This is a genomic window from Streptomyces sp. NPDC002886 (assembly GCF_042888445.1).
GTDB lineage: Bacteria > Actinomycetota > Actinomycetes > Streptomycetales > Streptomycetaceae > Streptomyces.
Genome location: NZ_JBIAPV010000004.1, coordinates 244,412 through 271,071, shown reverse-complemented (window position 1 = coordinate 271,071; position 26,660 = coordinate 244,412). Strand labels below are relative to the sequence as shown.

The 26,660-nt window shown below is 72.6% G+C and carries 21 protein-coding genes and 2 pseudogenes; 4 read left to right on the top strand and 19 right to left on the bottom strand.

Translation table 11 applies throughout. The features are described from left to right. Positions 1 to 8: 8 nt before the first annotated feature. Together ACFYYB_RS19675 and ACFYYB_RS19670 are read left to right on the top strand one after the other, a co-directional pair. Complete coding sequence (locus ACFYYB_RS19675; RefSeq protein ID WP_389437214.1) at positions 9 to 182, top strand: helix-turn-helix transcriptional regulator; 174 nt, start codon at positions 9 to 11, stop codon at positions 180 to 182. Beyond that, complete coding sequence (locus tag ACFYYB_RS19670) at positions 179 to 1,150, top strand: NAD(P)-dependent alcohol dehydrogenase (RefSeq protein WP_389436463.1); 972 nt, start codon at positions 179 to 181, stop codon at positions 1,148 to 1,150. Before ACFYYB_RS19675 ends, ACFYYB_RS19670 begins: the two co-directional genes overlap by 4 nt. Here ACFYYB_RS19670 and ACFYYB_RS19665 read toward each other — a convergent pair. From ACFYYB_RS19665 to ACFYYB_RS19640, 6 genes are all read right to left on the bottom strand, one after another. Further along, entirely contained in the window at positions 1,140 to 2,162 is a 1,023-nt protein-coding gene (locus ACFYYB_RS19665; protein ID WP_389436462.1) for a VanW family protein, read from the bottom strand. The genes ACFYYB_RS19670 and ACFYYB_RS19665 overlap by 11 nt on opposite strands. 115 nt (positions 2,163 to 2,277) lie before the next feature. After that, positions 2,278 to 3,525, bottom strand: a complete 1,248-nt coding sequence (locus ACFYYB_RS19660; protein WP_389436461.1) for an MFS transporter — start codon at positions 3,523 to 3,525, stop codon at positions 2,278 to 2,280. Next, positions 3,522 to 4,970, bottom strand: a complete 1,449-nt coding sequence (locus ACFYYB_RS19655; protein ID WP_389436460.1) for a GH1 family beta-glucosidase — start codon at positions 4,968 to 4,970, stop codon at positions 3,522 to 3,524. The genes ACFYYB_RS19660 and ACFYYB_RS19655 overlap by 4 nt, the downstream gene beginning before the upstream one ends. A gap of 79 nt (positions 4,971 to 5,049) precedes the next feature. Beyond that, positions 5,050 to 5,616, bottom strand: coding sequence for a DUF305 domain-containing protein (locus ACFYYB_RS19650; protein WP_389436459.1), 567 nt, complete (start codon positions 5,614 to 5,616; stop codon positions 5,050 to 5,052). After that, positions 5,592 to 6,962 carry a DUF1996 domain-containing protein gene (locus tag ACFYYB_RS19645; protein WP_389436458.1) on the bottom strand — a complete coding sequence of 457 codons (1,371 nt, stop codon included), beginning with the start codon at positions 6,960 to 6,962 and terminating at the stop codon, positions 5,592 to 5,594. Before ACFYYB_RS19645 ends, ACFYYB_RS19650 begins: the two co-directional genes overlap by 25 nt. A 109-nt stretch (positions 6,963 to 7,071) precedes the next feature. Then, a complete protein-coding gene (locus ACFYYB_RS19640; protein WP_389436457.1) occupies positions 7,072 to 8,790 on the bottom strand; it encodes a discoidin domain-containing protein in 1,719 nt (572 codons plus the stop codon). Between the two features lie 395 nt (positions 8,791 to 9,185). Between ACFYYB_RS19640 and ACFYYB_RS19635 the strand changes: the two genes are divergently transcribed. Then, positions 9,186 to 10,178, top strand: a complete 993-nt coding sequence (locus ACFYYB_RS19635) for a LacI family DNA-binding transcriptional regulator (RefSeq protein ID WP_389436456.1) — start codon at positions 9,186 to 9,188, stop codon at positions 10,176 to 10,178. Positions 10,179 to 10,211: 33 nt separating this feature from the next. On the opposite strand, the gene ACFYYB_RS19630 is transcribed toward ACFYYB_RS19635, so the two are convergent. The 9 genes and pseudogenes from ACFYYB_RS19630 to ACFYYB_RS19590 form a co-directional block, all read right to left on the bottom strand. Then, positions 10,212 to 11,051, bottom strand: a complete 840-nt coding sequence (locus tag ACFYYB_RS19630; RefSeq protein WP_389436455.1) for a PaaX family transcriptional regulator C-terminal domain-containing protein — start codon at positions 11,049 to 11,051, stop codon at positions 10,212 to 10,214. 62 nt (positions 11,052 to 11,113) lie between these two features. Beyond that, complete coding sequence (locus ACFYYB_RS19625) at positions 11,114 to 11,857, bottom strand: Asp/Glu racemase (protein WP_389437213.1); 744 nt, start codon at positions 11,855 to 11,857, stop codon at positions 11,114 to 11,116. A gap of 150 nt (positions 11,858 to 12,007) precedes the next feature. Then, positions 12,008 to 12,922 carry a fumarylacetoacetate hydrolase family protein gene (locus ACFYYB_RS19620; RefSeq protein WP_389436454.1) on the bottom strand — a complete coding sequence of 305 codons (915 nt, stop codon included), beginning with the start codon at positions 12,920 to 12,922 and terminating at the stop codon, positions 12,008 to 12,010. 99 nt (positions 12,923 to 13,021) lie between these two features. Then, on the bottom strand, positions 13,022 to 14,134 hold the full coding sequence (locus tag ACFYYB_RS19615) for a cupin domain-containing protein (RefSeq protein WP_389436453.1): 1,113 nt from the start codon (positions 14,132 to 14,134) through the stop codon (positions 13,022 to 13,024). Beyond that, positions 14,131 to 15,180, bottom strand: coding sequence for a carbon-nitrogen hydrolase family protein (locus ACFYYB_RS19610; RefSeq protein WP_389436452.1), 1,050 nt, complete (start codon positions 15,178 to 15,180; stop codon positions 14,131 to 14,133). The genes ACFYYB_RS19615 and ACFYYB_RS19610 overlap by 4 nt, the downstream gene beginning before the upstream one ends. Positions 15,181 to 15,198: 18 nt before the next feature. Continuing rightward, the gene (locus tag ACFYYB_RS19605; protein ID WP_389436451.1) at positions 15,199 to 17,490 is read right to left on the bottom strand and encodes an FAD-dependent monooxygenase; all 2,292 of its coding nucleotides are present in this window, start codon (positions 17,488 to 17,490) and stop codon (positions 15,199 to 15,201) included. Continuing rightward, positions 17,481 to 17,891, bottom strand: a pseudogene (locus ACFYYB_RS19600) (acyl-CoA thioesterase); the annotation flags it as partial. The pseudogene ACFYYB_RS19600 and the gene ACFYYB_RS19605, both read right to left, overlap by 10 nt. A 162-nt stretch (positions 17,892 to 18,053) precedes the next feature. Further along, positions 18,054 to 19,709: pseudogene (locus ACFYYB_RS19595) on the bottom strand (AMP-binding protein); the annotation flags it as partial. A 163-nt stretch (positions 19,710 to 19,872) separates the two neighbouring features. Further along, the gene (locus ACFYYB_RS19590) at positions 19,873 to 20,361 is read right to left on the bottom strand and encodes an ATP-binding protein (RefSeq protein WP_389436450.1); all 489 of its coding nucleotides are present in this window, start codon (positions 20,359 to 20,361) and stop codon (positions 19,873 to 19,875) included. A 275-nt stretch (positions 20,362 to 20,636) separates the two neighbouring features. Here ACFYYB_RS19590 and ACFYYB_RS19585 point away from each other — a divergent pair, with 275 nt between their 5' ends. Further along, on the top strand, positions 20,637 to 21,596 hold the full coding sequence (locus ACFYYB_RS19585) for an alpha/beta hydrolase fold domain-containing protein (RefSeq protein ID WP_389436449.1): 960 nt from the start codon (positions 20,637 to 20,639) through the stop codon (positions 21,594 to 21,596). Positions 21,597 to 21,669: 73 nt separating this feature from the next. On the opposite strand, the gene ACFYYB_RS19580 is transcribed toward ACFYYB_RS19585, so the two are convergent. From ACFYYB_RS19580 to ACFYYB_RS19565, 4 genes are all read right to left on the bottom strand, one after another. Beyond that, positions 21,670 to 23,058: a hypothetical protein gene (locus ACFYYB_RS19580; protein ID WP_389436448.1), complete on the bottom strand. Its 1,389-nt coding sequence runs from the start codon at positions 23,056 to 23,058 to the stop codon at positions 21,670 to 21,672. Between the two features lie 547 nt (positions 23,059 to 23,605). Next, positions 23,606 to 23,770: a hypothetical protein gene (locus tag ACFYYB_RS19575; RefSeq protein ID WP_389436447.1), complete on the bottom strand. Its 165-nt coding sequence runs from the start codon at positions 23,768 to 23,770 to the stop codon at positions 23,606 to 23,608. Positions 23,771 to 23,902: 132 nt separating this feature from the next. Continuing rightward, complete coding sequence (locus tag ACFYYB_RS19570) at positions 23,903 to 24,910, bottom strand: LacI family DNA-binding transcriptional regulator (RefSeq protein ID WP_389436446.1); 1,008 nt, start codon at positions 24,908 to 24,910, stop codon at positions 23,903 to 23,905. Between the two features lie 101 nt (positions 24,911 to 25,011). After that, positions 25,012 to 26,562 carry a carboxylesterase/lipase family protein gene (locus ACFYYB_RS19565; protein ID WP_389436445.1) on the bottom strand — a complete coding sequence of 517 codons (1,551 nt, stop codon included), beginning with the start codon at positions 26,560 to 26,562 and terminating at the stop codon, positions 25,012 to 25,014. Between the last annotated feature and the right edge of the window lie 98 nt (positions 26,563 to 26,660).

Below are 26,660 nucleotides of genomic sequence, written 5' to 3'. Positions count from 1 at the left end.
CCGGGGAAATGACCCAGGCCGAGCTGGCGGAGCGCATCGGCGTGACCCGCCAGACCGTCATCGCCATCGAGAAGGGCCGCTACTCGCCCTCGCTGGAGACGGCCTTCAGGATCGCGCGCGTCTTCACGGTGTCGCTCGAACAGGTATTCCAATACGGAGATCAGGAAGGGATGGCGCCGTGAAGGCGATCGTGCAGGACGGGTACGGCTCCAGCGAGGTGCTGGAGCTCAGGGACATCGAAACGCCGATACCGGGCAAGGGGGAGGTGCTCATGGCGGTCAGGGCCGCCGGCCTGGACGCGGGGGTCTGGCACCTCATGAGCGGCAAGCCCCACCTGCTGCGGCTCCTCGGGTACGGGCTGCGCGCGCCCAAGGTTCCCGTACGCGGCCGGGAGGTCTCCGGGCGGATCGAGGCGGTCGGCGAGGGGGTGAGCGCCTTCGCGGTGGGGGACGAGGTGTTCGGCATCTGTGAGGGATCCTTCGCGCAGTACGCGACCGCGCGGCAGGACAAGCTGGCGCTCAGGCCCGCGGGGCTGCCCCTGGCCGAGGCGGCGGCCCTCCCGATCTCCGGGCTCACCGCCCTCCAGGCACTGCGCGACGCGGGGCGCGTACGGCCGGGGCAGCGGGTCCTGGTCATCGGCGCCGCGGGCGGGGTCGGCACTTTCGCGGTCCAGCTGGCCAAGGCGTACGGAGCGCACGTCACCGGAGTGTGCAGCACCACCAAGACGGAGCTGGTGCGGGAGCTCGGCGCGGACGAGGTCATCGACTACACCCGCGAGGAGTTCACGGACGGCGTACGCCGCTACGACCTCGTCCTGGACATCGCGGGCAACCGCCCCCTGTCCGTCCTCCGGCGGGCCCTGACCCCACGCGGGACGCTCGTGATCATCGGAGGCGAGGGCGGCGGCCCCTGGCTGGGCGGCATGGGCCGGGTCCTGTGGGCGGCGCTGCTGAACCCCTTCGTCCGGCACGGCCTGAAGGGCTTCGTCTGCGCCGAACGTCAGGCCGACCTGAAGATCCTGGGGCGGCACGTCGACGACGGCACCCTGTCCCCGGCCGTCCACCTCACCTGCCGGCTCGCCGAGGCCCCCGAGGCCATCGACCGGCTCCACCGGGGCGAAGCACGCGGCAAGATCCTGATCACGCCCTAGGCGTGGGTGCCGTTCCGGTGTCGGAGGGGGCGGGTGCGGCGGTCGTACCGGGCGCGGGGGACGTCACGGACGGAGCGGGCGCCGCGGGAGCCGACGGGGTCCCGGGGGAGCCCGACGGGCTCCCGCCCGGAGTGGCCGTGGGGGATTCCGGAGCGCAGACGATCTCGTCGCGCGGGGTGTAGTGCGTACGGAAGGTCTCGCGGCCGACCTCGTGGCCGCCCCGGACGAAGACGCGGTCCACGGAGACGTCGAACCCCTCCAGCGGGGTCTGCGGCTCGCAGGTGGGGCCGGTGACGGTGCGCTTCACCGGAGGCGTGATGTGGGTGCGGGGGCCCTTGGTCGCGCGTACGTCGTCGTACTGCTTCGTGCCGAGCAGGGTGACGGTCACCGAATCGGGAGTGGACGAGGCCCGGACGGTCACGGGGTGCCCCGAGTCGTTCTGCCAGCGCAGGTCGAGCGTGCCCCAGGCGACGGTGGCCTCGCGGCCTTCCGGGTACCGCTCGATGTAGAAGGAGTGCGCCCCGTGCTCCACCGGCTTCAGGCCCGCGAAGAACATGGCGTTGTACATGGTCGTCGCGACCGCGGAGACCCCGCCGCCGGGAGATTTCACGTAACGGCCGTCGTTGATCATGATGCCGTCGACGAAGCCGTTCTCCTTGGTCCGCTCGCCCACCGCCTGGTTGAAGCTCCAGATGTCGCCCTGCTCGACGACGGCGCCGTTGATCAGTTCCACGGCGCGCGCGATGTTGTGGGTGCGGTAGGGCGCGGCGGGATAGGCGACGGTGAAGGTGGAGAGGACCTGCTGCCCGACGGCTGGCGGGGTGGCTGGCGGGGCGGTCGCCGGGGAAGTCGCCGGGGCGGTCGCCGTGGGGCCGGTCGTCCGGTCGGGGGCGGGCGTGCCCGCTGCTGCCGCGGAGCCGGCGGTGAGGCCGCCGAGGCCGAGCACGGCGGCCGTGCCGGCCGATATCAGGGCGATCCGCGTGGTGGCGGCACGGCCGTGGGGGCGTCGCATGTCTCTCCCTGTCGCTTCGGAAACCGAACCACCCAAGTTTGGTCTAAATCGGACCAAAAGGGTGAGAAATGTGCCGGGTCTCACGATGCGGAGGGCCACAGTGGACCACGGAGGGCTACAAAACCGAGCGGATCCGCCTGACCAGCAGCGAGCCCGCCAGGGCCAGCGCTCCCGCCAGTGTGTACAGGGCCGTGTAGCCGCCGAGGTGGGTGACCACCGGGGCCGCGATCACCGGGGCCAGCACCTGCGGCAGCGCGTTGGCGATGTTGATGACGCCCAGATCCTTACCGCGGTCCTCGGCGGTCGGCAGCACGTCCGTGAGCAGGGCGAAGTCCACCGCCGTGTAGACGCCGAAGCCGAGGCCCAGGACGAGCGAGGCGACGACCGCGCCGGTCCAGGTCTGCCAGACGGCGAGCAGCAGTGTGGCCGCCGCGATGACGAGCCCCGACCGGATGACGTAGGACTTCCGGCGGCCGCTGCGGTCGGACCGGATGCCGCTGATCACCACGGTGGAGAGCAGGGTGAGGGCGTTGAGCGCCGTCAGGATCAGGACGCCGGTGTCCGCGTCTCCCCGGTAGCGCACGGCGTCGGTGAGGTAGTAGAGCAGGTACATGGTGCTGATCGAGTACGAGAGGTTCATCAGGAAGCGGGTCAGCCAGGCCCAGCCGAAGTCGGGATGGCGCCGCGGGTCGATCCAGAACCCGGCCAGGAAGCCGCGCCACCGGAAGACCGGCCGGGCGGCCGGGGCGAGCACCGAGTCCCGCCGCATCAGGACGTACGGCACGGCCGCGAGCACCGAGAAGGCCGCGCAGGCCAGGTAGCCGGCGGTGATTCCGCCCGCGACCGTGGCCAGCGCCGTGCCCACCAGGATGCCGATCACCTGGGAGACGCCGAGCCAGCCGCCCACCAGTCCGCGCTGCCGGGCCGGAACCTGGTCGGGGACCGCCGCGGTGAGGGCGGCGAAGGCCGCGTTGAGGGCGAGCTGCACCAGGCACCAGCCGGCGATCACCACCGCGAGGCTCTGCGCGAGCCCGAGGACCACCAGGCCGGCCGCCCCGCCCGTCACCCCGGCGACCACCCAGGGGATGCGGCGGCCCGCGCGCGCCGTCGTACGGTCGGACAGCGCTCCGAAGACGGGATTGGCGACCATCGAGACGGCCGCGCCGAGGCCCGTCACCAGGGCGAGGGTGGACGCCTTGTGGTCCGGGGTGAGTTGCTCGGCCTGACGGGCCAGCAGTAGCTGGAGCGGGCCGAACCAGCCCACCCACACACCGAGGTTGGCGAGGGACAGCGCACTCACCCACCGGCCGCCGGGCGGCACGGCGGTCTCCTCCCGCGCCGAGGCCTTCGGTCCGGCGGTCATCTGCCGCTCTTGATCAGGTCGCGGTACCAGGCGTACGACTCCTTGGGGGTCCGGGCGAGGGTCTCGTAGTCGACGTGGACCAGGCCGAACCGCTGCCGGTAGCCCTCCGCCCATTCGAAGTTGTCGAGGATCGACCAGATGAAGTAGCCGCGCACGTCGGCCCCTTCGGCGATCGCTTCGTGCAGGGCGCGCACGTGGCCCTCGTGGTAGGCGATCCTGCGGGCGTCCTCGATCCGGCCCGTGCCCGGATCCGGCCCGTCCCCGTACGAGCAGCCGTTCTCGGTGATGTACAGCGGCGGCAGCCGGTCGCCGTAGCGCTCGCGCAGGGTGGCGAGCAGTTCGCGCAGGCCGTCCGGGACCACCGGCCAGTCGAAGTCCGTGCGCTCGTACCCCTCGATCTCCCGGAAGCCGAAGGGGAGGCCGGAGGGGATCTCGATCCCGCCGAAGGCGGAGGTCCCGGCCGGGGTGGGGGCGCCGACGAGCATCGGGTTGTAGTAGTTGACCCCGTACCAGTCCAGTGGCGCCGAGATCACCTTGAGGTCCTCGGCCACCGGTCCGGGCAGCAGGGACTCCAGCCCGTCCGGGTAGGCGCCGGTCAGGATCGGGTCCGCGAAGAGGCGGTTGGTCAGGGTGTCGTACAACGCGGCCGCGGCCCGGTCCTCCTCGCTCTCGCCGGCGGCCCACACCGGGCTGTGCGAGGCGGCTATGCCGATGTGACGGGCGCCGGCCGCGCGCAGGGCCTGTACGCCCAGACCGTGGGCCAGGAGCTGGTGGTGGGCGGCGGGCAGGGCGTCGAAGACGAGCTGCTTGCCCGGGGCGTGTTCGCCGAGGCCGTAGCCGAGGAGGGTCACCTCCGCGGGCTCGTTGATGGTGATCCACATGGGCACGCGGTCGGCGAGCCGCTCCGCGACCACCGAGGCGTACGCCGCGAACCGTTCGGCGGTGTCGCGCTCCAGCCAGCCGCCCCGCTCCTCCAGGGCGAGCGGGGTGTCCCAGTGGAAGAGGGTGGGCACCGGATCGATCCCCGCGGCGCACAGCTCGTCGACGAGCCGGTCGTAGAAGTCCAGCCCGGCCCGGTTGACGGCCCCGTGCCCCTCGGGCAGGACCCGGGACCAGGAGACGGAGAACCGGTAGGCGTCCACGCCCAGACCGCTCATCAGGGCCACGTCCTCGCGGTAGCGGCGGTAGTGGTCGGTGGCCACCTCCGCGTGCGAGCCGTCCTTGACCCGGCCCTCCTCCCGGGTGAAGGCGTCCCAGGAGGAGGGCCCCCGGCCGTCGGCGGTCGGGGAGCCCTCGATCTGGAAGGCGGAGGCGGAGACCCCCCAGCGGAACCCGGCCGGGAATCGGGGCGCGGCCGGGGTGCGGGGCGCGGGCGCTGCGGAGGGCGTGGGTGACGCGGGCGGTACGGAGGGCGTGGGTGACGCGGGCGGTACGGGCGCGGGCATGCGGACTCGCTTCGGTCGGGGACGTTCACGGCACTTTCGGGTCCCCGGACCCGCCCTGTCAATGGAAAGTGAACAATTCTCAACTTTTGCCGGAGCGTGCCGCGTCGAGCAGGGCGAGCTCCTCCGAGCCCGCCTTCTCCAGCTCCCCGGCGAGCTCCCGCGCCTCCCCGGCGCCGCCCGAGGCGCGCTCACCCCCGCAGAGCAGCAGGGACTGGGTGAGGTGGGCGCGCAGCGCGGCGGCGAAGACCCGGTCGAATTCCTCTCCAGAGAGCGCTCCCGCCCCGCGCAGGGTCTCGGCGGACACCATGCCCGGCATGTCGTGCCCCTCGTGCGGACGGGTGTCGGGCGCCCCGGACCGGGCCAGCAGCTCGCGCAGCCGGGTCAGTTCGGCCTGCCGCCGGTCCGCCGCCCGCTGCGCGAACCGGGCCAGCGCCGGATCCCCGGCCCGTCCCGGCGCCAGGTCCGTGAGCAGGCGGGCCCGCTCGTCCATGGGGATCATGAGCTGGATCCAGGCGATGTCGGTGGGGTTGAAGGCCGCCGCCCGCGGCGTCCCGGCCACCGGCTGCGCGCCGCAGCCGGCGACCAGGAGCGCCGCGAGCAGGGCCCACGCGGGCCGCCGGGTCAGAACGTTCCGGCGGAGTTGCACTTGGCGCTCTGTACGACGCAGTCCTTCACGCGCTGGCCCAGGGCCGCGTTCTCCCAGGCGTTGAAGAAGTCGCCGTGGATGGAGGAGGCCATGCCCGAGGACAGCGTGAGTCCGTCCGGGCTGCCACTGGTCGGGTAGCCGATCACGAAGGAGACCGAGGGGATGGCCACGGGATAGGCGCCGGAGCACTTGCCGCCGACCGTGGTGAAGGAGACGTGCGACTTGTGGTCGGGGCTGTCGAGGTGCTTGCCGTCCCAGCAGTCCGGGAAGACGAGCTGGTACACGAGCTTCGCGGTCGGTGCGCAGACCGGCCAGTTGCCGTCGGCGCTGCGGCCGGTCTCGCCGCCCTCGCCCGCGCACCAGAACTGGTTCACGGAGCCGGCCGGAGTGGGCACCTGGGACTTGGCGTTGCCCGCGATCATCCGGAATCCCTGCGGGAACGGCACCGTCGCCGTGGGGTCGGGCAGCCGGGAGCCGTAGTAGACGATCATGCCCTCGGGCTCCACGGCCCTGCCGTGGTCGTAGAGGGTCGGAATCCAGTAGCTGGAAAGGTCCTTGGCGGGGGTGCAGCTCGTCGCGGTGTGCGAGGCCAGGGACTCCGCCGTGCTGAAGGCGTCCGTGCTGCGGTTGCCGAAGAAGCTGTGCATGTGGGAAGCCCCCGGCAGGCCCGGAGCCACGATCGGGTCGTCGGGCTTGGAATGGCTGTAGACGCAGGTGGCGTTGAACTCCGGCACCCGGACGGCGTTCGCGGGCACCGGGGCGGGGGTCATCGCCCGGAACCCGGCCAGTTGGGCGTCCCACTTCGCCTGGTCGACCTTCACCCAGCCCGGCGAGGAACCGGCGCCGAACGAGAACCAGTTGATGTTCACGAAGTCCCCGGCCCCGCCGCCGCGCAGGACCGCGAAGAGCGTTTGCGGGCCTGCGGGATGGGTGGCCACATCGGCGGTCCGGGTCGACCAGGTCTGCCAGCCGCCGGTGGCGGTGATCTCGAACTGCGCGAGCAGCGGGCCCGTCACGGACCCGGTGCGCAGCTCGACGGCTCCGGGTCCGCCGACCGCCGAGGCCACCCGGGCCGACACGCTCAGCGGGCCGGAGGCGCCCAGGTCGATGTTGTCGAAGCGCATCCAGTCGCCGTTGGCCAGGTACGCGGCGTTCTGCCCGCCGCCGGTGTCGCCGGTCGTTTCGAGCTGTACGCCGGACTGGGCCGCGTACGACTCGGCCTGCACGAGCACCGTGTCCGCGGCCCGGGCGGGCGCGCTGGTCACCGTGGCGCCGAGGCTCGCGGCCAAGGCGGTGGCCAGGGCGCCCGCGAGAAGGGCGTGGAGCGTGAACCGAGGTTTTCGCATGACGATTCCTTGCCTGCCGATGAGGTGGGGGGAGGGAGGAACGGAGGAAGGGGCAGGGGGCGGGGGGCTGTCCGGTGGAGGAGCGGGCGGACCGGGCAGCCCCCGCCGGTCACTGGTAGACGCGCACGTAGTCGACGAGCATCCGGGCGGGGAACGGCGTGGTGGCGTCCGTCGGACCGGGCCAGTCACCGCCCACCGCGAGGTTGAGGATCATGTACGAGGGGTGGTCGAAGACCCACGGCCCGCGGGAGCGCTCCACCTGGTCCTTGTCGAGGGTGAAGACGGTCCGCCCGTCCAGGCTGTAGACGATGCCCTTGCTGTTCCAGTCGGCGGCCCAGACGTGGTAGTCGGCGGAGAAGTCCGCGTCCCCGGGCAGCTTGTACGGGCCGCCGATCCCGCCGCCGCCGTTGTAGGCGGGGGCGTGGACGGTGGAGTACGAGGTCTTCACGTCCTTGCCGAGGACCTCCATGATGTCGACCTCGCCGTTGTACGGCCACGGCCGCCCGGTCAGGAAGTCGCCGCCCATCATCCAGAACGCCGGCCACAGCCCGTTGCCCTTGGGCACCTTGATCCGTGCCTCGACGCGCCCGTAGGTGAACTGGAACGTGGCCCCGGTGTTCATCCGCGCCGAGGTGTACTGGCAGGTGGTGCTGCCGGTCAGCGGGTCGGGCGGGCAGCCCTTGCCGGGAGTGGCCTGCTTGCGGGCCTCCATGACGAGGTGGCCGGCGCCGTCCGTCGCGGCGTTCTGGTGGTCGGTGTAGTACTGCAGCTCGCCGTTCTGCCCGGTGCCCGGATCCGCCCGCCACTTGGCCGGGTCGGGCGTGCCGGCCGCGGGGCCGTCGAACTCGTCGCTCCACACCAGCCTCGGCGGGTTCGCGGGGTCCGGCGGGAGCGGCGGGGGAGTCACGGGCGCGCCGCCGGTGCCGTACACCTGGAACTCCCACAGGGAGTATCCGTACGGGGTCGCGCGCTCGGTGCCGTACATCCGCACGTACCGCCCGGAGCCCGAGACGGTCAGGGTCTGCTTGAAGCCCGTGCCCGCCGTCGTGGAGTAGACCGGGGTCCAGGCGTTCCCGTCCGGGGAGACCTGGATCTGGAAGGACTTCGCGTAGGCCGGGTCCCACTGGAGGACCACCTTGCTGATCTGGGCGGGGGCCCCGAGGTCCACGGAGATCCAGCCGGGATCCGTCCAGCCGGTGGTGGGGCTGGTCGCCCAACGGGAGGCGGGGTCGCGGTCGAAGGCCCTGGCCGGGGTGCACTCCCAGCAGTTCCCGTCGGCCTGCGAGGAGGAGGCCGCGCCCGTCCTGCCGTACGAGAGGAGCGCGTCACCGCCGCCGCCACCGGTGCCGGGGGTGCCGTAGACCTGGAACTCCCAGAGGGAGTAGCCGTATCCGGTGGCGCGCTGGGTCCCGTACATCCGGACGTAGCGGCCGGCTCCGGAGACGGTCAGGTTCTGGGTGCCACCGGCGCCGGCGGTCGTCCCGTAGAGCGTGGTCCAGTTCGCGGCGTCGTCCGAGACCTGGATCTGGAATGCCTTGGCGTACGCGGCCTCCCAGATGAGGGAGACCCGGCTGATCGTGGCCGCGGACCCCAGGTCCACCTGGATCCACTGCGGGTCCGCGAAGGCGCTGGACCAGCGGGTGCCGCCGTTCCCGTCGACGGCGCTCGCGGGGCTGTAGCCGGGCTCGCTGCCGGAGACGGTGACGGACCGGCCCTGAGACAGCAGGGATTCGGCGGCGCGGGCGGGGGAGGCGGGGAGGGTGCTGAAGGTGAGCAGGGTGAAGGCGACGGCGAAGAGTAAGCCGAGGCGGCGCAGCGACGGAGGCAAGGGGGCTCCTGGAAACGAGGGACCACGAGGGACCACGAGGGGGGAAGCGGAGCGGAAGGGCGAGAGAGCGGGGGAGCGGGGGAGCGCTCCCTGAGGGGTGAGGATGGGGCGGCCCCACAGGACTGTCAAGGTGTCCCGTCATCGGGTGGATACACGGACGACATCGGTTCGTCCACCGATGGAGCGCTCTCTCGGTACCCGCCCACCCCGAGGTGATCCGTGCTGACCAGGGAGGATCCCGGGCGGGTGATCACCTGTCTCCCGGCGCTGACAATCCACAGAGAAACAGGGACTGTTGACAGTCGATCAGGCTCCGGTCCACCATCGCCGGAGAACGCTCCCCGCGGACCGTCCGTCCGACCCGGCGGCGCGCCCGCCGAACGGAACGGGCCGCAATGAGAAGACCCACGCTGGAAGTGGTCGCCGCCCGGGCAGGCGTGTCCCGGTCGAGCGTCTCCCGTGTAGTCAACGGGGAGGCCACGGTCGCGCCCGAGATCCGTGAAGTCGTCATGCGGGCCGTGCGCGAACTGGGCTACGTTCCCAACGCCGCCGCCCGCAACCTGGTCACCCGCCGGACCGACGCGGTGGCCGTGGTCGTCTCCGATCCGCCCCAGGGCGTCGTCTCCGACGACCCCCTCTTCTCCACCGTGGTCCGCGCCGTCAGCCGGGAACTGGAGGCCGCCGGAAAACAGGTCGTGCTCATGCTCGCCGAATCCGACCGGAGCCGGGCCCGGGTCGAGGAGTACGTGGCCGGCGGACACGTGGACGGCGTCATGCTCGTCGCCCTGCACGGAACGGACCCCCTGCCCGCCGCCCTGGCCAGGACGGGCCTGCCGGTCGCCTCGTTCAACCGGACCTGCGCCCCGGACGTGCCGTACGTGGAACTGGACAACGCCGCCGGCGCCGCGCTCGCCGTACGCCACCTCCTGGAACGGGGCCGGCGCCGGATCGCCACGATCACCGGACCGCTGGACCTCTTCGAGGCCCGCGAGCGCCTCGAGGGCTACCGCGCCGCCCTGCGCGGCACCGGCCGCCGGTCCATCGTGGCGCTGGGCGATTTCACCCGCGCCTCCGGAGCCGAGGCGATGCGGCAGCTGCTGGAGGACGACCCGGAACTGGACGCGGTGTTCGCGGCCAACGACCTGATGGCCATCGGCGCCCTGCGCACCCTGCGGCAGGTGGGCCTGCGGGTCCCCGAGGACGTGGCCGTCGTCGGCTTCGACGACATAGAGGCGGCCTCCTACACCGTCCCCGCCCTCACCTCGGTGCGCAGCCCCATGGCCGACCAGGCCAGGGCCACGGTGCGGCTGCTCCTGGGCCTGATCGAGGGCGGCTCCCGGGAGCGGGTGGTCATGCCGAACGACCTGGTGGTCCGGGAATCCTCCTGAGGGAGCGCTCCCGGACGGTCCGGCGGGCGGGGGTCAGACCTCCCCGCCGGCCCCGGAACCCGTCACGTCCTGTACGTGCCGCAGACCCGGCCCCGCCAGGACCTCGTGGAGCTGCTGGAAGACCTGCCGGGCGCCCACGGCGTTCCAGTCCGCGGGGAGCAGTTCGGCGGGCAGGCCCGGATCGAGATAGGGCAGCCGGCGCCACTCGGTGAGCATCGGCACGTAGTGGCGGAAGGCCTCGGCGGCGTCGATGCCGTCCTGCCGGGCGAGCTTCGCCGCGACCGGCGCGTACGACCCGGTGAAGGTGGCGTACTGGGCCTGGATCGCGGGGAAGTCCCACCAGGAGCTCACCGCCTCCGGCAGGTCGCTGAACGCGGCGTAGTCGGCGGCGGCGAACAGGTGGACGTACTCGCTGAGCCCGAGCCGGACGAGCATGTCGCGCGCGTCCTCCAAGAGCCGGCCCGGCGCCAGCCACACGCCGGGGGCGATGTTGCCGAAGCCGAGCCAGGTCAGCCTGGTGCGCAGCTGGTAGCGGTGTGAGCGCTCGGACTCCGGGACGGAGAAGACCGCCATGGCCCAGCCGTCCGCCAGGTCCGCCGGCTCGAGGCTGGCGAAGATGCGCCGGTCACCGGCGTCGAACACGGGGTGGACGGCCGGGCTGAGCCGGTACCCGGTGGCGCCGCGGCGCTCCGGTTCGAGAACACCCTTCTTCTTGAGCCGGGAGATGGCCGAGCGCACGGCCTGGCTCTCCACGCCGAGCTCCGACATGAGCGTGATCAGGTCGGCGACGGAGATCCAGCCGCCGCTCCCGCGCACGAAGGCCCCGTAGACCGTACTGATCAACGAGCTGGGCCTGAGGGGGCTGTCCGGCATGATCACCTTCCCGTGGTGTGGGTGGTGATCCTATCGAGGGGCGGCGGCCGGGCCGCCTCCGGTCACCCCTCGGCCCCCGTCCGCGGGTGCAGGGGGGCCTCCGCGTAGGCGCCGGAGAGGAGGTGGCCGGCGCCGGGGGACACGGCCGGCAGGCCGAGGGAGCGCAACATCTGGTGGGCGGTGCAGACGGCCGCGGAGACCACCGGCTTGCCCAGCAGCTGCTCGGCCTCCTCGATGGCGCCGAGCGAGGGCATCTGCACGCAGGCCGACAGGACGACCGCGTCCGCGTCGGCGTAGTCCAGGGCGCGGGCCAGGCCGGGGAGCCTGGCCGGGTCGTGGGCCGCCACGTCGAGGTTGTTCGGGATCTCCAGGGCCTGGTGGTCGATGACCTCGATGCCCTCGTGGGTGAGGTAGTCGACGACGGTCTGCGTGAGCGGGCGCATGTACGGGGCCAGCAGGGCCACCTTCCTGGCGCCCATCGTGTGCAGCCCGTGGACCAGGGCGCCGGCGCTGGTGACCACGGGGGCCGGGGCCCCGTTCTCCACGGTGCGCGTGTGCAGGCGTTCCTCGGAGGCGCGGTGGTAGCCGAGGCCCATGCTCATGATGGCGACCAGACAGGCGTATCCGAGCACGTCGACCCGGGCGTCCGAGAGTTCCACGGCGCAGCGGTCGGAATCGGCGTCCATGGCCTTGAGCTGCTCCGGCGTCACGTGCGTCATGCGCATGCGGCTGGAATGGAAGGTGAAGCGCTCGTCGGGCGCGATCTCCATGCGGGCCCGCAGGATCGCGGGCACTTCGGTTTCCATGGTGACGTTGGAACTCGGGACGATCTGGCCGATGCGGTAGGTACGGGGCGGCACGGGGGCTCCTCGGTGCTGTGCTGTGCTGTGGCGGGGTGTCGGGGGTGTGCTGCGGGCCGCGGGGTAGGTCGCGGCGGAGGCCGTCGTGGGGCCGGATCAGCGGGCGTCGACGACGGGGTTGGCGAGCGTTCCGATGATCTGGACGGTGGCCTCGACGGTGTCGCCCGGCACGAGGAACTCGGGCGGGACCATGCCGGCCCCGACACCGGAGGGGGAGCCGGTCGCGATGACGTCACCGGGCTCCAGGGTCACGCCCGAGCTGATGTCGGCGATGAGCCGCGCGATGGGGAACAGCATGTGGCGGGTGTTGGACTTCTGCTTGGTGACCCCGTTCACCCGCAGTTCGAGGTCGAGGTCCATCGGGTCCGGCACCTCGTCCGCGGTGACCACGGCCGGGCCGAAGGGGGCGTAGGAGTCCTGGCCCTTGGAGAAGAACCACTGCCCCGAGCGGCGCTGGTCGCGGGCGCTGATGTCGTTGACGATGCTGTAGCCGAAGATGTGGCCGTACGCCTCCTCCTCGGTCACCCGGAAGGCGGTCCTGCCGATCACCACCGCGAGCTCGCACTCCCAGTCGAGCTGCGTCGTGAGGTCCGCGTTGTGCAGGATCGGCGCCCCCGGCCCGGTGACGGCGGTGGCGGGCTTGCTGAACAGCACCGGGCGCGGGGGCAGGTCCTTGTCGGTGTCCAGGCTCCGGCTGGACTCCTCCACGTGCTCCACGTAGTTCAGCCCGACCCCGATGATCTTGCCGGGGCGCAGCGGGGCGCGCAGGGTGACGTCCTGTAGCCGGTGGACGGCCCCGGCGGGCCGGTCCGCGGGGTCGCCGGCCAGCAGGCGGGCGGCCGCCTCGAGGGCGGGGGCGCCGGCCCGGACGAAGGAGAGCAGGTCGGCGGGGAGTTCGACGCCCGCGTGCCGGGCGAGCGTCGCGAGGTCGTACACCAGGCCGTCGGCCTGGGCGCCCAGGCGGTCGGCGGCGGCGGTCATCGGCGCGGTCGTGTAGGTCACCAGTCGCATCGGTGGCTCCTAGAAGAGAAGGGCGTTGTGGGGTGCGGCGGGGTGCGCCGCCGCACCGGGACCGGTGTCAGGGCCGGCGGTCCGGTGCGGCGACGCGGCTCAGGAGGCGGGCTGGTGCCCGCCGTTGTCGGGGTACGCCTCTTCGCGGTGGAAGCCGAGGGAGCGCATCACGGGGAAATCGTTGAAGGAGAACAGGCAGGCGTCCTCGGAGGGATCGAGGTTGCGGTGCTCGTGCCAGGCCCAGGACGGGACGCAGAACACGTCGCCCTGCTTCCACTCGAAGCGCTGCCCGGCGATCACCGACACCCCGTGGCCCTTGGCCGCCGTGTAGATCACCGACCCGGTGTGGCGGTGGGCCTTGGTGGCCTCGTCCGGGCGCAGCAGCTGCATGTGGGCGCTCATCGTGGGCATCACCGAGCCGCCGGTCACCGGGTTGGTGTACTCCGCGATGACACCGTCGTACGGGGAGCCGCCGGTCGCCGAGGCCAGGGCGCGCAAGGCCTCGTAGGTCTGCTCCCACGGGTAGGCCAGCAGCGGGGAGTAGGGGCGGGTCCACTTCTGCGAGCCGTACGGGAGCAGGTTCGCGGCGTAGGTCAGGACCGAGGAGTTCACCACCTTCCCCGGCCGCTGGTACAGCTCGGGGTGGACCTCGTAGAACCCGGCGTCCAGGGCGTTGACCAGCGGGATGTCGAGGCCGTCCTGCCAGATCACCGGGGCGTCGGCGGAGTCGTTGCCGTGCTCGTGCCATGTGCCGTTCGGGGTGATCGCGAAGTCGCCCGGGCCGACCTTCAGCTTCTGGCCGTCCACGATCGTCCACGCCCCGGTGCCCTCGTGCACGAAGCGCAGCGCCGCCGCCTGGTGGCGGTGGGCGGTCATGGCCTCGCCGGGACCCATGATCTGCAGACCGGTGTAGAGCAGTCCGGCGGCGGCGCTGACGTCCCGGCGGCCGGGGTTGACCAGCATCACGACGCGGCGGCCCGCGTCGTCGGCCCGGACCAGGCCGAGCGCCTTGTGGACCAGCGGCCGCAGCTCCTCGTAACGCCACAGCACGGGAACGGACTTGGGCTGCGGGTACCAGGGCTCGATGTCGTTGGCCACCGTCCACAGCGCACCCGCCTCCAGGGCTTCGAGCTCGCCGTAATAAGCGGTGAGTTCAGGGGTGTCGGACACCCGGGCGCGGCCGAGCGCGGTGTCGTCCTGGTCGGTGGTCATGCGTCCTCCTCGGGGGTGGCGATGGGGCCGGGAACGGGGGCGGCGGTGTGCGGGACCGTGAAGGTGACCGGCTGCCGCGGCCGGTTGTCCACTTCGAGACGGAAGACGTCGAAGCGGTTGTAGTGCCCGGTGATGTCGTGCATCTGCTTGGGCTGGATGCACCGGTTCAGGTCGATCTCGGCGTAGACGATGCCCTCGACGTCGACGAGCGGCTCCGTGACCGGGCGGCCGTCGGGGCCGAAGATGCCCGACAGGGCGCTGCGCGGCCGGGCGAACAGGGCCCGGACCGCCTCGTCCTCACCGGCGACCGCGTCGACGATCTCGGGGGAGACGGTGGAGCAGGCGACGACGGAGAAGACCTTGCCCTCGAAGCTGTGGGCCGCGGTGCGGACGGCGATGGCCTCGGCCATGTCGTAGTCGGTGGGCGCCACGGGCAGGGCGATGTAGCAGGCCGCGTGCACCAGTTCGCCCTGCGCCAGGAGCGTGAAACGGGCCAGGGTGTTGGTGTTCTCCCCGCACGCGAGGGCGCCGACCGGGCCGACGGGCGTCTGGTGGACGCGCAGGGAACTGCCGTCGCCGCCGGTCCAGGTGAGCTTCTCCGCCCAGGTGGGCACCAGCTTGCGGTGCACGCCCAGCAGCTCGCCGTCGGGACCGATGGTCAGCAGCGTGTTGTAGAGCACGCCCAGGCTGTGCGGGGCGCGTTCGTTGACGCCGATGACCAGGACGACCCCGTACTGACGGGCCGCCGCGCGCAGGGTGTCGACGTGCGGGCCGGGGACGTCGATGGAGGCGCGCTGCAGGCGCTCGAACCAGGGCGAGCCCTGGACCGGGTTCATCGTCCAGTTCCAGTACGGGTATCCGGGGACGAACGCCTCGGGGAAGACGACGAGTTCGGCGCCCTTCCCGGCCGCCTCCGCGATCAGGGCGACGGCCTTGTCGACGGTGGCGGCGGGATCGAGGTAGACGGGGGCGGCCTGTACGGCGGCCGCGGTGAAACGGGGCAGGTCGTTCGGGGGGCGGGTGTTTCGGGTCTCGCGGGTGTCCATGGGCTTCGGCCGTTCCGTTCAGAGGGCCGGCGCGGCGACGCGCGGCAGCCATCGCTGGTGCACCGGTGCGGCGGGCCGCCGCAGCAGTTCGAGGCGGGGCGGCACCCGGTCGGTGCGCGCCGCCGGCGGCCGGGCGCTGCCGGCCCGCCAGGACCGGGCCCACGGCGCGGCCGGTCCGCGGTACCCCTGGGCCGCGGCCGCGTGCAGGGTCCACAGGGGGTCGTGGAGCTGGGCGCGGCCCACGGCGCACAGGTCGGCGCGGCCCGCCAGGATCACCGAGTTGACGTCGTCGTAGGTGGAGATCGCACCGACGGCGATGGTCGCCACCCCGGTGGTGTTGCGGATCAGGTCCGCGTACGGGGTCTGGTAGCTGCGGCCGAAGGCCGGCCGCTCGTGGGAGACGACCTCGCCGGTCGAGACGTCGATGGCGTCGGCGCCCGCCGCGGCCAGGGCGCGCGCGATGTGCACGGCGTCCGCCTCGTCGAGGCCGCCCTCGGCCCAGTCGGCGGCCGAGATCCGGACCAGGAGAGCCTTCCCGGCCGGCCACACCGTCCTTACCGCGCCCAGCACTTCGAGCGGGAAGCGCAGCCGGTTCGCGACCGGACCGCCGTACTCGTCGGTCCGCCGGTTGGTCAGCGGGGAAAGAAAGCCGGACATCAAATTGCCGTGCCCGTACTGGAGTTCCAGGACCTCGAAGCCGGCCCGGTCGGCGCGCTCGGCCGCGCGCACGAAGTCCCTGACGACCAGGTCCATATCGGCGCGGTTCGCCTCCCGGGGCACCTGGCCGCCCTCGGCCCAGGGCAGCGGGGAGGCGGCGAGCAGTGCTCCGCCGGCGGCCCGGCGGCCGGCGTGGGTGAGCTGGATGCCGAGACAGGTGTCGGACTGGCCGTGCGCGAAGGCGGTGATCCGCCGCCAGGCGGCCTCCTGCTCGTCGGTCCACAGGCCGGGGCAGCCCGCGTCGGTCCGGCCGTCGGCGCTGACCGCCGTCATTCCGGCGAGGACCAGGGCCGCGCCGCCGAGCGACTGGGTACCCAGATGGACGAGGTCGAAGTCGCCCGGGACTCCCTCGACGGCCGTGGACAGGGCGATGGGCGGTACGACGATCCGGTTGCGCAGGCGCAGGCCGCCGAGCCGGAAGGGCCGGAACATGGGCGGCACCGGCGCCGAGGCGTTGACGGCGGTGGTGAACTCCTCGTCGCGCACCCGCAGGTTGTCGTAGGTGACGCGGCGGCTGCGGGTCAGCAGGTTGAAGGCGAACTGGTGCGGATCCTGGCCGGTGTAGCGGTCGATGTTCTCGAACCACTCCAGGCTGGCCTGCGCCGCCCGCTGGGTGGACTCCACCACGGGCCTGCGCTCGTCCTCGTAGGCGGCCAGCGCGCTCTCCACACCGGGGTGCTCGTGCAGGCAGGCGGCCAGCGCGAGGGCGTCCTCCATGGCGAGCTTGGTGCCGGAACCGATGGAGAAGTGGGCCGTGTGGGCGGCGTCCCCGAGCAGCACGGTGTTGCCGTGGCGCCAGGTGCGGTTGCGCACGGTGGTGAAGCGCAGCCACTTGGAGTTGTTGGGGATGAGCCGGTGGCCGTCCAGGTGCTCGGCGAGGATCTGCTCGCAGCGGCGGATCCCCTCCTCGTCACTGGCGCCGGGCGCCGGGTCCGCCCCGGCCGCCCCGGCGAAACCGCCGCGCTGCCAGGTCTCCTCGTCCATCTCGACGATGAAGGTCGAGCGGGTGTCGTCGTACGGGTACGCGTGCACCTGGAGGGTGCCGAAGTCCCGCTCCTCGACGATGAAGGTGAAGGCCTCGAAGACCTTGTCGGTGCCCAGCCACATGTAGCGGCCCGCGCGCTCGTCGAGATCGGCGCCGAAGGTGTCGGCGTAGGCGGCCCGGGTGGCCGAGCGCACGCCGTCGCAGGCGACCACCAGGTCGTACTCGGAGGCCAGTTGCCGCGGCGAGGGGGACTGCGTGCGGTAGCGGACGTCCACCTCCAGGGCGGCGCAGCGGTCCTGGAGGATCTGCAGCAGCCGGCGCCGGCCCAGCGCGGCGAAACCGTGCCCGCCGGAGGTCAGGGTCCGGCCGCGGTGACGGACGTCGATGTCGCTCCAGCGGGCGAACTCCGCCGACATCGCGGCGTGTACGACGGGATCGGCCTGGGCGATGCCGTCGAGGGTCTCGTCGGAGAAGACCACCCCGAAGCCGAAGGTGTCGTCGGGAGCGTTGCGCTCCCAGACGGTCACCTCCCAGTGCGGGGAGATCTGCTTGGCCAGGGCGGCGAAGTACAGGCCGCCCGGCCCGCCTCCGATGACTGCTATGCGCACGGGGCGCCTCCTCGGTTGTTCTCGATCAGTTCGGGGGCCTGCCGGCCGGCCTTCGTGAGCACCTCGCGGACCTCGGCGGGCCAGGGAGCGCTCCCGGTGGCGCGGGCGGCGGAGTGGGCGATGACCATCCGGCCGGTGGCTGCCTCCGTGCCTTCGGAGCCCTCCGTGCCGTCGGCGCCCTTCGGGCCCGGTTCACCGCGGACGGTGAAGGCGTAGTGGAGGGAACTCGCGCCGACCTTGGTGACGCGCAGCTCCGTCCGCACGGCCTCGCCGAACCAGAGCCGGGCCCGGTAGTCGGCCTCGAAGTGGACGCGGGGCGTGCTGCCGAAGAGGTGCGACAGGCCCAGGCGGCGCAGCAGCACGGCCTCGGCCGCCTCGACCCAGCGGATCACGGTGGAGTGGTGGTAGTGGCCCGCGGCGTCGGTGTCGGTCCACTCGACCCGGCGCTCGACGACGACGCTGGGCAGGTCCGGCACCCGCGCCTCGGGACACCCGGCGGAGCACCCGCCGTCGTCCGCTTCCGCTGCGGCGGCAGCGACGGGAACGGGGACGGGGGCGGCCTCGGCCGGTTCCCCGCCCCGGGCGCGGAGTTCCCCGCGCCGGAGCTTGCCGGTCTCCGTACGGGGAAGCTCGGTGACGAACTCCACCGCACGCGGGTACTTGAACGGGGCGATCGTCGCCTTGACGTGCTCCTGGAGCTCGCGGACCGTCTCCGGGACGTCCGGGACGCCCGGGCGCAGCACCACGTAGGCCTTGACGAGCATGCCGCGGCGTTCGTCGGGGACCCCGACCACACCGCAGTCCGCCACGTGGGGATGGTCGGCCAGCGCCTTCTCGACCTCGGGACCGGCGATGTTGTACCCCGAGGAGACGATCATGTCGTCGCTGCGCGCCACGTACCAGAAGTAGCCCTCGGCGTCGCGGACGTAGGTGTCGCCCGTGATGTTCCAGCCGCCCCGGACGTACGTGGACTGGCGCGGGTCGTCCAGGTAGCGGCAGCCGGTGGGTCCGGTGACGGCCAGGAGACCGGGCCGGCCGTCGGGAACGGGTTCCCCGTTCGCGTCCACCACGGCGGCCCGGTAGCCCGGTACCGGCCGGCCCGTGGAGCCGGGCCGGATGTCCTCGTCGGCCGCCGAGATGAACACGTGGAGCATCTCGGTGGCGCCGATGCCGTCGATGATGCGCAGCCCGGTGGCGGCGTGGAACTCCTCCCACACGGCTGCGGGCAGGGGTTCGCCCGCCGAGACGCAGCGGCGCAGCCCGGCGAGCCGGCCCGCCGCACCCGCGGCCAGGATCGCGCGGTAGGCGGTGGGCGCCGTGAACAGGACGGTCACCCCGTGTGCGGCGACCAGGTCGGCCAACTGCTGCGGCGTCGCGGACTCGACGAGCAGGGTGGCGGCCCCGACGCGCAAGGGGAAGACCACCAGCCCGCCGAGCCCGAAGGTGAACGCGAGCGGCGGGGTGCCGGTGAACACGTCGTCGGGCCGCGGGCGCAGGACGTGCCGGGAGAAGGTGTCGGCGTTGGCGAGCACGTCCCGGTGGAAGTGCAGGGTCGCCTTGGGGCGCCCGGTGGTGCCGGAGGTGAAGGCGATCAGGGCCACGTCGTCCGCGGCGGTGTCCACGGTGGTGAAGACACCGGCCTTGGAGGCGCAGCGGACGGTGAGGTCGTCCTCGCCGGAGCCGCCGTACGCGAGCACCCGCGGGGCCGTGTACTCGGCGCCGCCCGGTTCGGCATCGGGGGTGAAGCCGACCGCCGCCTCGATCTCCTCGAGGTAGCGGTGGTCGCATAGGGCGACGGCGGGTTGGCTGATCCGGCACAGCGCGGCGATCTCGGTGGCGCGGAGCAGCGGCACCGTGGTGACGGCCACGCCACCGGCCTTGAGCACGCCGAACCAGGCGGCGACGAGCCAAGGGGTGTTCGGGCCGCGCAGCAGTACGCGGTTGCCGGGGACGATGCCCAGGTCCTCGGTGAGCACCTGGGCGACCTGGTCGGCACGCTGCCGCAGTTCGCCGTAGGTCCAGCGTTCCTCGGCGGTCAGCAGACAGGGGCGGTCGGGGCCCCAGCGCTCGACGGCGTCGTCGAGGAGGCTGCGGGCGCAATTGAGCCGGTCCGGATAGTCCAACTCCGGCAGGTCGAAGTGGAGTTCGGGCCAGAGGTCGAACGGCGGGAGCCGGTCGCGGCAGAAGGTATCGGCGTGCGCCGAAGGGGAGAGCTCCATGGGGCGGCACCTCATTCAGGGAGCAGCGGGGGAGATGGGGCAAGTATCTCGATAAATTGGCGGCCGTCAATTCCTCGCCATATTCATGTGAGCCAATCGTCCCCCCGACCGGTCTTCTCGCCCCCCTCGCCCCCCCTCGCCCCCTCGGCCCCGCTGGGTTCCGTCAGGCGGCCGGCACGCGCACGCGCACGGATTTGCCGAACTCATCCGCCTGGACGCTGAGTCGGCCGCCGACCTCGGTGGCCATCAGGTGCACGATCAGCAGGCCGCGCCCGTCCTCGGAGTCCTGGTCCACCTCGCCCCGCGGGTGCGGCAGCCGGGGGAGCGAGGGGGATCCGTCGGCGACCTCCAGCAGGAGCCAGCCCCCGCGCAGGGAGACCTCGACGCGCAGGCGGCCCGCGCCGCCGGCGTGCAGGACGACGTTCCCGACCAGCTCGCTCGCGGCCAGCAGCAGGACGTCCGCGATCTCGGCGGACACCTCCCAGCCCTCGAGTACCGAGCGCACGCGGGAGCGGATCAGTGGAACGGTCGCCGCGGTGGGCTCCGCGGCCCAGCGGCCGAAGCCGCGGGCCCGGGGGGCGGGGGCGGTGACGGGGGCGGGGGTGTCCGGGCTCGCGGTGGACCGGATGGCGGGGGGCGTGGAGGTGAGCATGGCGTGCTCCCGGAGGGGAAGGCGACGACATTTGCGCGGTGGCTCGTGTAACTGCCGGGGAACTGAGACTGCCCGTGCTCTTGTGGTCTGCGGAAACGCGTCGCTAGAGTCGTGATTACACGTGTAACACGCTAGGCCTCCTCCCGGGCCCGCGCAAGCATTTCGGACATACGTTACGAAGCCTTGTCCGTACCGCTCGCGAGGCCGGGGCCGGATCCGCCGACCCGCACCTGGACCCGTCGGCCCCCTGGGCCGAGCAGATTGGAAGGGCCGCAATGACCCAATCGCCCCCCGCCGCGATCGATACGGTGGACATGACCTGGCCGCCGCCGCCGTTCCGGACCCCCGTGTCCCCCGTCGTGGACGCGGACGGGGTCCGCCGCTTCGAGGGGATCACCTACGCGACCTCGCCCGGCTACCGTCCCCGGCTGCTCGACGTCCACGTACCCGCAGGCGAGGGCCCCTTCCCGGTGGTGGTGTGGATCCACGGCGGCGGCTGGCTGGACGGCGACCGGCGCTACCCGCCGCCGACCGTGCCCGTCGAGCTGCTGCACGGGTCGGTGCTGGGGGCGGGGCTGGCCCTCGTCTCGATCGACTACCGGCACAGCCTGGAGGCCCCCTTCCCGGCCCAGCTGCACGACGTGAAGGCCGCGATCCGCTACGTCCGGCAGTTCGCCACCGAGCTGGGCCTCGACCCTGACCGGCTCGGTGTCTGGGGCGAGTCCGCCGGTGGCCACCTGGCGGCCCTCGCCGGGGTCGTCGGCGCGGACACCCCGGACGCCGCGGCGCTGGAGGGCACCCACGGAGTGGGCGCCGGCGACACCGCCGTACGGGCCGTCGTCGACTGGTACGGGGTCTCCGACCTGGTCACCCTCTCCGAGCACCCCATGCCGGCGTTCCCGCCGCTCCCCGGCGGAGACGAGTTCCCCGACCCGTACGAAGCCCTGCTGGGCGCGTCCGTCGCGGAGAGCCTGGAGCTGGCGCGGGCCGCGAGCCCGGTCACGTACGCCGTCGAGGGCTCCGACCCGCCGCCGTTCCTCCTGGTCCACGGAACCCTCGACGGCCTGGTCCCGTACAGCCAGAGCGAGGAACTCGCCGCGGCCCTCACGAAGGCCGGGGGCGAGGTGCTCCTGACCCCGGTGGAAGACGCGGACCACATCTTCCTCGGCTCGCCCGACATCGGCCGCATCGTCGCCGACAGCGTGGCCTTCCTCGCCCGCCACCTGGGGGTCTGAGGCTCGTAGGGGGGAAGCGACGGCCCCGGCCGCGGCACCTGCCGCGGCCGGGGCCGTCGTCGCCGGAGCGCCGTCAGTCGGTGCAGCCGGGGACGGCCGCGGCCGGGCCGCAGTTGTTCGGGCGATTGGCGCGGACGGCGTCACCCTTCAGCGTGAGGACCCCGGAGGCCTTGAAGATGCCGCCGCCGTCACCCGCCCGGTTGTGCGTGAGGGTGTTCTCCTCCAGCGTCGTGCTGCCCAGCCCCTCGGGCCCGCCGGCAGCGTAGAGGCCGCCGCCCTGCGCGGTGCCGCCCTTCGCGACGGCCGTGTTGCGCAGGACCTTGTTGCGCTTGGCCGTCAGGCTGCCGCCGTCAGGATTGTCGAGGCCGCCGCCCTGAGCCGTGCCGCCCGGTGCGTCGGCGGTGTTGCCGGTGATCTGGCTGTCGGCCAGGTCGAGTGTCCCGAAGGGGCCCACCCGGACGCCGCCGCCGCGCGCGGTCCCGTTCTCCGCGACGGCCCGGTTGCCGCTGATCTTCACCCCGGTCACGGTCATCAGGGCGTTGTTGGCGATGCCGCCGCCCTGGGCCGTACCGTGCGGGCTGTCCGAGGTGTTGTCCGTGATGCCGCCGCCGGTGATGGTCATCCGGCCCGGCTCCGGGATGCCGTTGGAGACGGCGGCGCGCGCGAACCCGCCCCGCGCGAAGGCGCGGTTCTTGCTGACGACCGTGTCCCGAACGGTCGTCTCCGCGAAGCTGATGATGCCGGCCCCGAACGCGAAGCTCTGGGTGTTCTCGGTGACGGTGGCCGTGTTCCCGGTCAGCCGGGAATCGGTGACCGTGAGCGGACCGTCGTTGGCGATGGCGCCTCCCGCGGCGCCGCTGCCGAGGTCGGAGCCGCTGTAGATGACGTGGTTTCCGCTCACCTCGGTCCCGCTCACGCTGCCGGTGCCGGGGTTGTCGATGCCGCCGCCCTGGGCGAACACGTCCGAGCGGGACGTGTTCCCGGTGATCTTGCTGCGGGTCACGCTCATCTTTCCGGTGTTGGAGATGCCGCCGCCGCAGGCCAGGCCCGGCGGGTCGGGGAAAGCGGGGCAGTCCGTGGCGAAGCCGCCGCTGATCGTGGTGCGGTCGAGCGTGAGGTTCCCCGCCGGGCCGACGAGCAGGATCCGGAACTTCGGCACCTTGTGCCCTCGCTCGTCCCGCTTGATCGTGGCGCCGCGCCCGTCGATGCTGATTTCGCTGGTGATCACCGGCAGCCCGTTGCCGGGATTCACCGGGTCCGGAGCCGTCAGCTTGTACGTGCACGCGTGCGCCAGCTGCAGGGTGTCCGGCCCGGGCGAGCCGTTCGCGGTGGTGATCGCGGCGACCAGATCGGGAACCGAGCAGGGAACCTGCACCGTGGCGGCGTGGGCGGCCGGGGCGGGGACCGCCACCAACGCGCCCGCCACGAGGCCGAGGACGGCCGGGACATGCCGACGAGACATCGGGGGGACTCCTCTTTCTGCGCTCCGGGACCGGCCGTCAGGGCGCCGCGGCCGACCGAGCCCAGCCGAACACGGGCGCCCGCGCTCGGCTCCCCGGCTTGATCCATACAGGCGCGCGGACCCCCCGGACGGAGCACGAGGACGTACGGACATGAGATGAGGTACGGACATGAGGTGACGTCCTGACATGAGATGACGTACGGACATGAGGTGACGGCCTGACACTTCGCCGCGCCGCGGCTGGTTCCCCTCGAGAAGAAGACGGGAGCGCTGGAGCGGCCGCGGAGTGCCGAATCGTGGAGCGTCATGGCAGCATCGACGGATGATCAACGCCGAGGACCTGGTCGGCAGGCGTCTGCTGAAGGTGACGACGTCCTGGCACCACTACCAGGAGACCGAGCCCTCCCTCCTGCACATGTGGCTCCACATGGAGGGCCTTGGCCCCGTCCGGTTCCACACACCGGGCGACGGGTTGTCCATGGAGATCGACCAGCCTCACGGCCCTTACGGCATGGACGAATACGGCCACACCACGGTCGAGGACGACCTACCCGACTTCCCCATGGCCCGGTTCGTCGGCCGGCGGATCCTCTCCGTCCGGGAGATCCACTACCAGCGCGACCACTACGACTTCGCCATCGGCGTCACCGTCCGGTTTCCCGGCGGCACCATCCGCATCCTCAACCTCGCGGACGAGATCGTCTTGGCCCACGACCAGCACCTGGCCCGGTTGAGGCGCATCTCCACGAGGCGGCGACGCACACGATCCGGGACGCCTCGCCGTGAGTCGGCACGAACTCGGGGGCCGGTCCGGCCGGTCCCCGAGTTCGTCGGTGGGCGGTGCTCAGGTGGTTTCGCGCTGGACCAGGATCGCCTCTATGTCCGGTACGGGCGCCGTGGTGCCCGTTTCGATCAGGTCGTGCACGGCGTCGGCGACCATGGCCGGGGAGGCCAGTTGGAGGCGGATCGAGGTCAGCGGGGGTTCCTGGAGCGCGGAGAGGAGCAGGTCGTCGGAGCCCATGACCGCCACGTCCTGCGGTACGGAGATCCCCTCGGCCCGTAGGGCGTGGAGGAGCAGGGCGGCGTACTCGTCGTTGTACGCGAAGACGGAGTCCAGCCCGAGGCTCCGCCAGCGCCGGGCCAGCGCGGTCGCGGACTCCCGGGTGTAGGCGAGTTCCACCGGAGTCACCGTGGCCATGTGGCGGGCGGCCACCGATTCGGCGCCGGTGAGCCTCGGCTCGGCGAAAAGGCCGAGGCCGCGTTCCTGGGGCATGACCACGCCGATACGGGTCCGGCCGCGGGCGATCAGGTGCTCGGCGGCGGTGCTCCCGATGAGGGCGTGGTCGAAGCCGATGGTGTGCACGCCCGGCACGGGGCGGGCGGCGAAGGCGATCAGCCCCCGTACGCCGGCGCGCCGGAGCAGATCGGCGGCCTGCGCCGTGAGGCGGTCGCCGTCGAGGGCGATGACGGCCGCCGGCCGCAGTTCGGCCCAGGCGCGGGCGGCGTCGAGGGAATTGTCGAACCGTCCGGCGTGCAGGACCGCGGTGTAGCCGTGCCGCTCCAGCTCGCTGTGCAGGTCGTCGACCCAGTCGCTGACGAGGCGGCCGACCGCGGAGATCGACGAGGGCATCAGGACGAGGTTGCTGCGGCCGGCGCGCAGGGACCGGGCCGCGGCGTGCGGTACGTAGCCCAGCTGCCGCGCGGCGTCGAGGACGCGCGCGCGGGCGGCTTCGCCGACGCGGTGGCCCTGGGTGTCGTTGAGGACGAAGGAGACCGTGGCGCGGGACACCCCGGCGAGGCGGGCCACGTCGGCGCTGGTCGGGGACGCCTGAACAGGAGTGTCTTTTGCCATGACGTCGATCGACGCTCCTCTTGATCGGCTCGATCCTTCCCTTCGAAGGTTACACGAGTTAGATCAAGGGAGCGCAGGCCCGCCCGGATGGGCGGGCAGGCCTATTCGGGCTGCGAGAGCGCTCCCTCGTGCAGGCGCAGGGAATCCCCGGCGAGGTCGTCGAGCACGCCGACCACGGTGTCGAAGCGCATGGTGGTGCGGGTGTCCTTCTCGTACGGGTTCCAGGTCGGCATGGCCGGATGGTTCGGGTCGCCGGTGCGGACGAAGGCGATCCAGGCCTCGTGCATGGTGTGCGCGAGCCCGTCGCGGACGGCGGGGTCGAGCCCGGCCGTCAGGGGAGCGTGGGTCCACTGGTCGAAGTTGGCGAAGGCGAAGGGAAGTTCGAGGCAGTGGGCGGCTCCGAGCCGGCCGTCATGGGCGGCTGCCGGGAGGTCGAACTGATAGGCCCACACCGGATGCCCGGACGCGGCCCGCGCCTCGGCCAGCCGGAGGGCGGGCACGCGGAAGAGTTCATCGGTGATGAGGTCCATCAGGACGCCGGCGGGCCCGCCCCCCGGGCGGGCGCGCTCGTACGCCGCGTACGCGCCGGGGGCGGCTTCGGGGCCGAAGGTGTCCGCGATCCGGGCGGTCACCTGCTCCCGGTCGGCCGCGGCGTAGGCCTCGTTCAGGGCGAATCCGAAGTTGGCCTCCTCCCGCGTCCAGCCGATCATCACCTCGATGTCCGCGGCGGCGCCGTCCAGCAGGGCCCGGGCCGGGTGGCGGGGCAGGGTGACGCCGTCGATCACGGGCAGGAACGGCGTGGGCCAGTACCCCCACCGCGTCGTCAGGGCGAAGAGCCCGCCCATGGCGGCGATCAGCTCGGGCCACGGCAGGGTGCGCAGCTCGGCGAGGGTCTTGACCCCGGCGAGCTCCAGGTACGCGGTGGTGCGCTCCCGGTAGGCGTCGGGGGTGGGCAGGTCCAGCCCGAACGGCGGGCTCATCAGGATCACCCGGCGGATCAGTCCTCGGGCCTCGGGCAGTCCGGCGAGGGCGGCCGTGGACACCGCGCCGCCCGACTGGCCCGCGACGGTGATCGCGTCGGGGTCGCCGCCGAAGGCGGAGATGTTGTCCCGTACCCAGCGCAGGGCGGCGAGCTGGTCGCTCAGCCAGTGGTTGGCGCCGGAGCCGTCGGGCTCGTCCTCGGTGCCGGTGAGGAGATAACCGAGCGGACCGATGCGGTAGTTGATGCTGACGACTACCAGGTCCCCGTCGCGGGAGAAGGTCGCGCCGGAGTAGTTCGGCAGTGACCCGGAGCCCGAGACGAAGCCGCCGCCGTGGATCCAGACCAGCACCGGTCGGCGGGCGTCGTCGACCGCGGGGGTCCAGATGTCGAGCGTCAGGCAGTCCTCGTCGAAGGGCGGCGAACCGTGCCCGCCGAGGACGGGGTCACCGCCCTCCATGTACATCTGCGGGGCGCTGGGCCCGTCGGCGGTCGCGTCCCGGGCACCGCTCCACCCCGGATGCGGCCGCGCGGGCCGCCAGCGCAGCTCGCCGACCGGGGGTGCGGCGTAGGGAACGGCCCGGAAGACGGTCAGCCCGTCCTCGACCGAGCCGAGGAGCGAGCCCGCGGGCGGATGCGCCATGGGGTGACCGGGGCCTGGGGTGGGTGCCATGAGTCGATCCTTCCTGGTCCGCGCGCCGAACGCGTGCCGACCCGTCGAGAATATGGCGGAAATTCGCCGATCGTCAATGTTTCGCGATAATCGGGTTG

Coding starts and splice junctions, on each gene's coding strand:
- ACFYYB_RS19675 (WP_389437214.1), top strand. CDS start 9: ATGACCCAGGCCGAGCTGGCGGAGCGCATCGGCGTGACCCGCCAGACC.
- ACFYYB_RS19665 (WP_389436462.1), bottom strand. CDS start 2,162: ATGCGACGCCCCCACGGCCGTGCCGCCACCACGCGGATCGCCCTGATA.
- ACFYYB_RS19660 (WP_389436461.1), bottom strand. CDS start 3,525: ATGACCGCCGGACCGAAGGCCTCGGCGCGGGAGGAGACCGCCGTGCCG.
- ACFYYB_RS19655 (WP_389436460.1), bottom strand. CDS start 4,970: ATGCCCGCGCCCGTACCGCCCGCGTCACCCACGCCCTCCGTACCGCCC.
- ACFYYB_RS19645 (WP_389436458.1), bottom strand. CDS start 6,962: ATGCGAAAACCTCGGTTCACGCTCCACGCCCTTCTCGCGGGCGCCCTG.
- ACFYYB_RS19635 (WP_389436456.1), top strand. CDS start 9,186: ATGAGAAGACCCACGCTGGAAGTGGTCGCCGCCCGGGCAGGCGTGTCC.
- ACFYYB_RS19630 (WP_389436455.1), bottom strand. CDS start 11,051: ATGCCGGACAGCCCCCTCAGGCCCAGCTCGTTGATCAGTACGGTCTAC.
- ACFYYB_RS19625 (WP_389437213.1), bottom strand. CDS start 11,857: ATGGAAACCGAAGTGCCCGCGATCCTGCGGGCCCGCATGGAGATCGCG.
- ACFYYB_RS19620 (WP_389436454.1), bottom strand. CDS start 12,922: ATGCGACTGGTGACCTACACGACCGCGCCGATGACCGCCGCCGCCGAC.
- ACFYYB_RS19615 (WP_389436453.1), bottom strand. CDS start 14,134: ATGACCACCGACCAGGACGACACCGCGCTCGGCCGCGCCCGGGTGTCC.
- ACFYYB_RS19610 (WP_389436452.1), bottom strand. CDS start 15,180: ATGGACACCCGCGAGACCCGAAACACCCGCCCCCCGAACGACCTGCCC.
- ACFYYB_RS19590 (WP_389436450.1), bottom strand. CDS start 20,361: ATGCTCACCTCCACGCCCCCCGCCATCCGGTCCACCGCGAGCCCGGAC.
- ACFYYB_RS19585 (WP_389436449.1), top strand. CDS start 20,637: ATGACCCAATCGCCCCCCGCCGCGATCGATACGGTGGACATGACCTGG.
- ACFYYB_RS19580 (WP_389436448.1), bottom strand. CDS start 23,058: ATGTCTCGTCGGCATGTCCCGGCCGTCCTCGGCCTCGTGGCGGGCGCG.
- ACFYYB_RS19570 (WP_389436446.1), bottom strand. CDS start 24,910: ATGGCAAAAGACACTCCTGTTCAGGCGTCCCCGACCAGCGCCGACGTG.
- ACFYYB_RS19565 (WP_389436445.1), bottom strand. CDS start 26,562: ATGGCACCCACCCCAGGCCCCGGTCACCCCATGGCGCATCCGCCCGCG.